Genomic DNA, 8785 nt, shown 5'->3' on the forward strand with positions numbered 1-8785 from the left:
TGCCGTGTACCCCGTCCCCGTTCCGCACGTCGCCGTGTACGGACGCGTCGCCGTGTACGAAAGAGCCTCCATGACTGCGTTGTTCGCCGGCCCCCTCCGGGCTGCCGGTTCTGGCCCCGATCCGGATGCCGGTCTGCTGGCGGGCGGAGCCGCCGGTCCCGCCGCGCTCCGCCCGCTCCTCGGCACGGTGCTGGAGGCGCTGGAGCGGGGGGCGGTGGAGCGGGGCGGGCCGCTGCCGTGCGGTGGTCCGGAAGCGGTGGCCGCGCGGGTGCGTGCGGCGGCCGGTGCGGTGCTGCCGCGGGAGGGTGTGGGCGCCGCCGCCGCGCTGGACTCCCTGGTGGGGGTGGTGGCCGAGGGGGCGGCCGATCCGGCCGAGCCGCTGTGCGCGGCGCACCTGCACTGTCCGCCGCTGGCGGTGGCGGCCGCGGCGGATGTGGCGGCGAGCGCGCTGAATCCGTCGATGGACTCCTGGGACCAGGCACCGGCCGCCTCGGAGCTGGAGGCACTGGTGTGCCGGGAGTTGGCGCGGCTGGTGTTCCCTGGGGCCGCCGGGGCGGAGGACCGCCCGGAGGCGTCCGGCCGCCCCGACGCCGCGGGCCCCGACGCCGCGGGCCCCGACGCCGCGGGTCCCGACGCGCTGGTGACGACGGGTGGGACGGAGGCGAACCAGCTGGGGCTGCTGCTGGCGCGCGAGTCGGCGCGCGGGGTGCGGGTGGTGTGCGGGGCGAACGCGCATCACAGTGTGCACCGTTCGGCGTGGCTGCTGGGTATGGAGCCGCCGTTGGTGGTGCCGACGCCGCAGGGGGTGCTGGACCCGGCCGCCGTCGGGGTGGCGCTCGCGGGCCTGGGCGGTGCGCCGTCGCTGGTGGTGGCGACGGCGGGGACGACGGACACAGGCGCTGTCGATCCGCTGGGCGGGATCGCCGGCGTGGCGCGCCGGTTCGGGGCGCGGCTGCATGTGGACGCGGCGTACGGCGGGCCGTTGCTCTTCAGCGAGGGGCTGCGGGGGCGGCTGGCGGGGCTGGAGCACGCGGCGAGTGTGACGTTCGATCTGCACAAGCTGGGCTGGCAGCCGGTGGCGGCCGGTTTCCTCGCCGTACCGGACGGCCGGGTGCTGCGGCCGTTGGAGCACTGTGCCGACTACCTGAACGCGGGTGACGACACCGAGGCGGGGCTGCCGGATCTGCTGGGGCGTTCGCTGCGGACGACACGGCGGCCGGATGTGCTCAAGGTGGCGGTGACGCTGCGGGCGCTGGGGCGTGCGGGGTTGGCCGGGCTGGTGGAGCGCACCTGCGCGGCGGCGGCGGAGCTGGCTGGGCTGGTGGCGGACGGGGAGCGGTTCGAGCTGTACGCGCGCCCGGAGATCTCCACGGTGGTCTTCCGCCCGGCCGGCGGGGACGACGCGCTGGTGGCCCGGGTGCGCAGGCGGCTGCTGGAGCGGGGGCAGGCGGTGCTGGGCCGCGCGTCGCTGGGCGGGCGGCTGTGGTGGAAGGTGACGCTGCTCAACCCGGCGGTGCTGCCGGGGGATCTGGCGGCGCTGCTGAAGCTGGTGGAGGAAGCCATGGAGGAGGGATCGGGCGCGTGAGTCGGGTGCGGGAGGCGGCGCGGACGGTGGCGGCCGGGGACGCGGACGGACCGCTGGATCTGGTGGGGGTCGGGATCGGCCCGTTCAATCTGTCGCTGGCCGCGCTGGGGGACGGGGTGCCGGGGCTGCGGGCGGTCTTCTTCGAGCAGCGGCCGGCGTTCCGCTGGCATCCGGGGCTGCTGATCGAGGGGGCGACGCTCCAGGTGCCGTTCCTGGCGGATCTGGTGACGCTGGCGGATCCGGCGAGCCCGTGGTCGTTCCTGCGGTTCCTGCGGGAGCGGGAGCGGCTGTTCCCGTTCTACTTCGCGGAGCGGTTCCACATCGAGCGGGCGGAGTACGACGCGTACTGCCGGTGGGTGAGCGAGGGCGTGCCCGGGCTGCGTTTCGGGCACCAGGTGGACGCGGTGCGCTGGAACGCCGAACGGGGGGTGTTCGAGGTCGACTTCACGCAGCTGGACGCGCACGGTGAGGCGCAGGCGCTGGGCAGGTCGTACGCGCGGAACGTGGTGCTGGGGATCGGTACGGCGCCGTTCGTGCCCGAGTCGCTGCGGCCGCTGGCCGAGGCGCCGTCGGTGCCGGTGTACCACTCGGCCGACTACCTGGCGCACCGCGAGGAGCTGGCGGCGGCCGGGCGGGTCACGGTGGTCGGGTCGGGGCAGTCGGGTGCCGAGGTGTTCCTGGACCTGCTGCGGCGGCGGCCGGTGGGCCGGGAGGGGCTGGACTGGCTGACGCGCAGCGCGGCGTTCGCGCCGATGGAGTACAGCAAGCTGGGGCTGGAGCACTTCACCCCGGACTACACCCGGTACTTCCACGGCCTGCCGGAGCGGGAGCGCGACCGGCTGCTGCCGTCGCAGTGGCAGTTGCACAAGGCGGTGGACGTGGAGACGCTGGCGGCGGTGCACGAGGAGCTGTACCGCAGGGCGTCGGCGCTGGACGGCGGCTGGCCGGACGCGGTGCTCACGCCCGGGGTGCGGGTGCGGACGGCGGACCGGCTCGGCGACGGTCGGCTGGAGCTGCGGCTGGAGCACGCCGAGCAGGGCGAGCGGGGAAGTCTGGTCACGGACGCCGTGGTGCTGGCGACGGGGTACGCCGAGCGCCCGGCGGACGGGCTGCTGGGGGCGCTGGCGACGTCCGTGCGGCGGGACGGCGCGGGACGGCCCCTGGTGGACGAGGAGTTCCGGCTGGTCATGGACGGGTCGGTGGCCGGTTCGGTGTTCGTGCAGAACGCGGAGCGGCACACGCACGGGGTGGGCGCGCCGGACCTGGGGCTGGCGGCGCACCGCAGTGCGGTGATCCTCAACGCGCTGACGGGCCGGGAGTGTTATCCGCTGCCGGATCGTACGGCTTTCACCCGGTTCGGGTTGCGGCAGGGGCGTTCGGGCGCGGGGGCGGCGGGACGGTCTGCCACAGTAAGCGTATGACTGAGATATCCGAGGAGGGCGCGGGGTTTCCCGGCGCCTCGCAGGGTGTGCCCTACGGTACTCCGGAGGCGCCGCGGGTGGCGGTGCGCGGTGAGGCGGTCCTGGAGTTCGATCCGGAGCTCGCGCGGATCGGCGTCACGGTCTCCGCGCGGGGGACCGACCGGCGGGGTGCGCTGGAGGATCTGACGCGGCGCAACGCCCAGGCGCTGGAGCTGATCAAGAGCTACGGCGACGCGGTGCGGAAGCTGTCGACGGGCACGTTCAGTGTGCAGCCGGAGATGAGCGACAGGAGCCGCCGGGAGCGGGTGAACGCCTACAACGGGCGGGTGCGGCTGAACGCCACGGTCACGGACTTCACGGTGCTGGGCGAGCTGACGACGCGGCTGGGCGATCTGGAGCTGACCGAGGTCGAGGGCCCGTGGTGGGGTTTGTGGGACGACTCGCCCGCGCACCGTACGGCACGGCAGCAGGCGGTGCGGGAGGCGGTGACGCGGGCGCGGGAGTACGCGGAGGCGCTGGGCGCACGCCTGGTGGCGCTGGTGGAGCTGGCCGATCTGGGCGCGGAGCCGGCCGCTCCGCCGCCGCCCCCGTACCCGGCGGCGCCCGGCGGCATGCGCGGCTACGGGGGTCCGGCCGGGCCGCCGCCCGTGCTGGATCTGGAGCCGCAGCGGCAGACGGTGCGGGCCCATGTGAACGCGCGGTTCGTGATGAGCCCGCCGCGGCTGGACTGACGCGGCGGCACGGACCGCCCTTGGGGGGCGGCTCTCGTGGGGAGGGGCCGGCCGTGGGCCGTTCCGGTGGACGGCCCGCCCGTGAAAGCGGGGAATTCCACCAGCCGGAATCGAGTTCGTCTCGAGAGGTGAAACAGAAGGGGTCCGATGGGCGCTCATCGGAGCGAATGGGCGCCCACTTTATGAGTTGTCCTCGAGGATCAATGGCCTTTCGGTAAAGGGCGGTTGGACAATTGCCGGGCAACGGTTCCGTACGCGCCGGTAACTCGTAAGGTCGAGGTATGCGCCGAGCGAAAATCGTCAGCACCCTGGGACCGGCCACCGACTCGTACGAGCAGATCAAGGCGCTCGTGGAAGCCGGAATGGACGTCGCCCGCTTCAACATGAGCCACGGAACGCACGCCGAACACGAGGAGCGCTACCACCGGGTACGCGCCGCCGCGGAGGAGACGAAGCGCAACGTGGGGGTGCTCGCGGACCTTCAAGGCCCGAAGATCCGGCTGGGCCGTTTCCGGGAAGGGCCTGTACTCCTTGAACGGGGCGACGCGTTCGCCATCACCGTGGAGGAGGCGGAGGGCGACCGCTCCCTCTGCGGCACCACCTACGCCGGACTGGCCGCGGACGTGACAGCCGGTGAGCGCATCCTGGTGGACGACGGTCGTGTCACGCTCGAGGTGACCCGGGTCGAGGGCTCGGTCGTGCACACGATGGTCATCGAGGGCGGCATGGTCTCCGACCACAAGGGCCTCAACCTGCCCGGCGTCGCCGTCTCGGTGCCCGCGCTGTCCGAGAAGGACGTGGAGGACCTGCGCTGGGCGCTGCGCACCGGCGCCGACATGATCGCGCTCTCGTTCGTGCGCAGCGGGCACGACATCAAGGAAGTGCACCGCGTCATGGCGGAGGAGGGCCGGTGGCTGCCCGTCCTCGCCAAGCTGGAGAAGCCGCAGGCGGTGGCGAACCTGGAGTCCATCGTCGACGCGTTCGACGGCATCATGGTGGCGCGCGGCGACCTGGGTGTGGAGATGCCGCTGGAGCAGGTGCCGCTGGTGCAGAAGCGCGCCATCAAGCTGTGCCGGCGCAACGCCAAGCCGGTGATCGTGGCGACGCAGATGCTGGACTCGATGATCGACGCCTCCCGCCCGACGCGCGCGGAGGCCTCGGACGTCGCCAACGCGGTGATGGACGGCACCGACGCGGTGATGCTCTCCGGCGAGACCAGTGTCGGCAAGTATCCCGTCGAGACGGTGCGCACGATGGGCCGCATCGTCGAGGCGGCCGAGGAGGACATGCTCGCCAAGGGGCTGCCCCCGCTGACCGAGAGCAGCAAGCCGCGCACCCAGGGCGGCGCGGTGGCCCGCGCCGCCGCGGAGATGGGCGACTTCCTCGGCGCCAAGTACCTGGTGGCCTTCACCCAGTCCGGCGACACGGTGCGCCGCCTGTCGCGCTACCGCTCCCCCATCCCCGTTCTGGCCTTCACCCCCGACCCGGCCACCCGTTCGCAGCTCAACCTCACCTGGGGCGTGGAGACCTTCCTCGGGCCCATGGTGCAGAGCACCGACGAGATGGTGGACCAGGTGGACGAGATGCTGCTGAAGCTGGGCCGCTGCGACCGCGGCGACCTGGTCATCATCACCGCGGGTTCCCCGCCCGGCGTCCCCGGCTCCACCAACCTGGTACGCGTCCACCGCCTGGGCGAGGAGGACCGCTGACGCCACTGCCGACGGCCCTCGCGCCCTTCCGTCCGTGGCCGCACCATGCCCGGCCACGGACGGCTGAACGTTCTGCGGGAGCGGGCAACGCCCCGCGGCGCAGGTGACGTCACGCGGATTCGAGGATTCCCCTGCGTTCCGGGGGGCCGCCGTGATGGGGTCGGCCGTGGCGAGGAGGGGCGGTGCGACGTGGGCGAGCGCGCGAGGGAGGCCGGGACGGCAGAGGCGTATGTCACCGGGATCGACGCGGCGGTGTACGCGGACCCGAAGCGTGCTGCGCTGCTGGGCGAACTGCACCGGGCCGCGCGTACGACGGTCTCGGTGGAGGAGATGAGGGCGATCTCCGCGCGGATCGCCGTGTCGCAGGCCGAGGGCTTGGCGGAGCTGAACGCCCGCCGGGCGGCGGCGGGCCTGCCATCGTGGAAGCCGCAGCCCCGGCAGTTGCGAGACCGGCGTCCGGCCCGCACGCTCACGGAGCGGGGTCGGCCTTGGGGGCGCCGTCGAGCGTGGGCAGGTAGTGGTGGTGGGGGCGGCGCTGGTTCTCCTGCCACAGCGCGGTGAAGAACGGCACCAGCTGCGCGGGCGGTTCGTCACCGGGGCACACCAGGGCGTGCGGGACTCGGCAGAGGCTGTCGGCGGGGAGCGGCCTTGTGCCGGTGTTGAGGGCGATACCGTCCTCGGCGACAACCCAGCGGTGGCCGACAGGCAGGAGGTGCCAGGGCACGGCGATGTCCGGTTCAAGGAGCACCCATTTGCGGTAGCCCGTCTCGCGCCGCTCCCGGAGGATGCCGCACCCGGCGCAGCGCGGCTCGGCCGGCGGTGGCGGGGCCGCGGCGCCCTCTGTGCGGGCCTGCCCGTCGTCACAGGCGTTCTCCAGTTCGCTCCAGCGGGCGTTCCGCAGTGCGCTCCAGCAGGAGGGGCAGTGAGGCCCGAACGGGCTGCCGCGGTCGACGACTCCGGGGTGGGGTTGCTGACAGGCCAGGCAGCGGCGCGCTGCCTCGGGTTCGCCCATGCGGGAAGGCTTCCCCGTCCGGGCGGGGTGGGCAGGGGCGCATGTCGGTCGCACGGTGGTGAGCACGCCGAGGCCGGGACGGCCGGGGCCGGGACGGTGGCAGGCCCCGGCCTCCGGTCAGCGCTCGGCGGGGGTCTGGCCGGCGATCTGTTCGTGGTGGCGGATCACTTCCGCGATGATGAAGTTCAGCAGTTTCTCGGCGAAGGCCGGATCGAGCTTGGCGTCCTTGGCGAGGGCGCGCAGGCGGGCGATCTGGCGGGCTTCGCGGGCGGGGTCGGCGGGGGGCAGGTGGTGCTCGGCCTTGAGCCTGCCGACGCGCTGGGTGCACTTGAAGCGCTCCGCGAGCATGTGCACCACGGCCGCGTCGATGTTGTCGATGCTGTCCCGCAACGCGCCCAGTTCCGCCCGCACGGACGCGTCCGCCTGCTCGATCTCGCTGCTGCTCATCGCCCGAGCTTAACCGGCGCCACCCGCCGGCTGTGCCGGGCGGGTGTGACCCACGGAACAGACAGGTTCAGACAGGTACGGCTACGGTGCGGACATGTCCGAACAGGCACGCAAGCATCAGCGGGTGGCCCGCATCCTCAGCCGGGAGATCAGGGGCGGCACCCTGCGGGACGGCACCCGGTTGCCGGGTGAGCACGCGCTGACCGAGCGGTTCTCCGTGAGCCGCTCGACCGTACGGGCGGCCCTGCGCTCCCTCGCCGAGGAGGGCCTGGTCCGCACCCACCCCGGCATCGGCTCCTTCGTCAGCTTCGACGGCGCGCCGCTGGACAACCGGCACGGCTGGAAGCAGGCGCTGACCGAGCGGGGCGTCACCCCCGACACGACGGTACTGCGCCTGGAGACCGTGCGCGACGCGCGGCTGCGGGACGAACTCGCGCTGCGGGACGACCGCTTCCTGGCCGTGGACCGGATGCGCACCCTGGCGGACGGTTCCCGGGTCTCGCTGGAGCGCAGCCGGGTGCCGCTCCACCCGGGCCTGGAGGACGTGCCGCGACGCGGTCTGGTGGACGGTTCACTGACCGCGACCCTGGCCGAGGCCGGTCTCGTGGTCGCCTCCGGCCAGCAGCGCGCCACCGCCGTCCCGCTCGACGCGGCGGACGCGGCCCAGCTGCGCCGCCCCGAGGGCACCTCGTTCCTGCGGGTGACCCGTATCGGCCGCGCCCCCACCGGGGCCGTCCTCGAACACGTGGTCAGCCTGCTGGACCCGGCCCGGTTCGAGCTGCGCACCAGCTTCGGCGAGACCACCAACTGACCCGGCTCGCCCTGCCCCTTCGACCGCACGCCGCCTCCGGCCGCACACCGCTCCCGCCCACACCCCTCCGACCGCACGACGAAAGACAGCGCCCCTCATGCACGACCCGCGCCACCCCGCCACCGACCGCGCGCTGGGAGCCCTCTACGGGCTCGCCCTGGGCGACGCGCTCGGTATGCCCACCCAGATCATGTCGCGCGCGGCGATCGCGCACCGCTTCGGCCGGGTCATCGGCTTCCAGGCGGGCCCGCCCGACAATCCGGTGGCCGCCGGCCTGCCCGCGGGCAGCGTCACCGACGACACCGACCAGGCCCTCGTCGTCGGCCGCCTGCTGGCCGACTCGCATGGCCGCATCGACCCGGAGGAGTTCGCCCGCGCCCTGCTGGAGTGGGAGGCGGAGATGAAGGCCAAGGGCTCCCTCGATCTGCTGGGGCCCTCGACCAAGGCGGCACTGGACGCGGTCGCCCGGGGCGTGCCGGTCGCCGAGGCGGGCAGGTCCGGTACGACCAACGGCGCCGCCATGCGCGTCACCCCGGTCGGTGTGGCCTTCCCACTGCGGCCACTGGAGGCGTTCCTCGACCGGGTCGTGGAGTCCTGCCAGGTCACCCACGACACCACGCTCGGCATCGCCGGTGCCGCCGCCGTCGCCGCCGCCGTGAGCAGCGCCGTGGACGGGGCCTCGCTCGCCGGGGCCATGGACGCGGCAGAGGAGGCCGCGGCGGCGGGTGCCCGGCGCGGCCACTGGGTGGCGGGTGCCGACATCGCGACCCGCATCCGCTGGGCGCGCGGCGCGGTGGCGGGGCTGTCCGAGGACGAGGCCGTCGAGGTGATCAGCTCACTGATCGGCACCAGTGTCGCCACCCAGGAGTCGGTGCCCGCGGCTTTCGCGGTGCTCACCGTGGCGGGCGAGGACCCGTGGCGCGCCTGTGTGCTGGCCGCCAATCTCGGCGGCGACTGCGACACGATCGGCGCCATGGCGGGTGCCGTCGCGGGCGCCGCGGCGGGTCTGAGCGGGCTTCCCTCGCGTGCCGTGGGCACCCTGCGCTCGGTCAACCGCCTCGCCATGGAG

General features: G+C 73.9%; 8 protein-coding genes. 6 read left to right on the top strand and 2 right to left on the bottom strand.

What is annotated here, in order from left to right; all coding sequences use genetic code 11:
* Positions 1-70: 70 nt before the first annotated feature.
* The 4 genes from FM076_RS07440 (at position 71) to pyk (ending at position 5446) form a co-directional block, all read left to right on the top strand.
* On the top strand, positions 71-1585 hold the full coding sequence (locus FM076_RS07440; protein WP_173869151.1) for a pyridoxal phosphate-dependent decarboxylase family protein: 1515 nt from the start codon (positions 71-73) through the stop codon (positions 1583-1585).
* Positions 1582-3006, top strand: a complete 1425-nt coding sequence (locus FM076_RS07445; RefSeq protein ID WP_345944914.1) for a lysine N(6)-hydroxylase/L-ornithine N(5)-oxygenase family protein — start codon at positions 1582-1584, stop codon at positions 3004-3006. Before FM076_RS07440 ends, FM076_RS07445 begins: the two co-directional genes overlap by 4 nt.
* Positions 3003-3737, top strand: coding sequence for an SIMPL domain-containing protein (locus FM076_RS07450; protein ID WP_173869152.1), 735 nt, complete (start codon positions 3003-3005; stop codon positions 3735-3737). Before FM076_RS07445 ends, FM076_RS07450 begins: the two co-directional genes overlap by 4 nt.
* Positions 3738-4018: 281 nt before the next feature.
* Positions 4019-5446, top strand: coding sequence for a pyruvate kinase (pyk, locus tag FM076_RS07455; protein WP_173869153.1), 1428 nt, complete (start codon positions 4019-4021; stop codon positions 5444-5446).
* Positions 5447-5915: 469 nt separating this feature from the next.
* Here pyk and FM076_RS07460 read toward each other — a convergent pair whose 3' ends face one another.
* Both FM076_RS07460 and FM076_RS07465 read right to left on the bottom strand, forming a co-directional pair.
* Positions 5916-6458: a DUF6083 domain-containing protein gene (locus FM076_RS07460; protein WP_173869154.1), complete on the bottom strand. Its 543-nt coding sequence runs from the start codon at positions 6456-6458 to the stop codon at positions 5916-5918.
* A 117-nt stretch (positions 6459-6575) separates the two neighbouring features.
* Positions 6576-6905 carry a chorismate mutase gene (locus FM076_RS07465; protein ID WP_173869155.1) on the bottom strand — a complete coding sequence of 110 codons (330 nt, stop codon included), beginning with the start codon at positions 6903-6905 and terminating at the stop codon, positions 6576-6578.
* A 94-nt stretch (positions 6906-6999) separates the two neighbouring features.
* Between FM076_RS07465 and FM076_RS07470 the strand changes: the two genes are divergently transcribed.
* Together FM076_RS07470 and FM076_RS07475 are read left to right on the top strand one after the other, a co-directional pair.
* Complete coding sequence (locus tag FM076_RS07470; protein ID WP_173869156.1) at positions 7000-7716, top strand: GntR family transcriptional regulator; 717 nt, start codon at positions 7000-7002, stop codon at positions 7714-7716.
* 97 nt (positions 7717-7813) lie between these two features.
* The coding region (locus FM076_RS07475; RefSeq protein WP_173869157.1) for an ADP-ribosylglycohydrolase family protein at positions 7814-8785 on the top strand (972 nt) is incomplete at its 3' end.

It is taken from the genome of Streptomyces albus subsp. chlorinus, assembly GCF_013302895.1.
Classification (GTDB): domain Bacteria; phylum Actinomycetota; class Actinomycetes; order Streptomycetales; family Streptomycetaceae; genus Streptomyces; species Streptomyces chlorinus.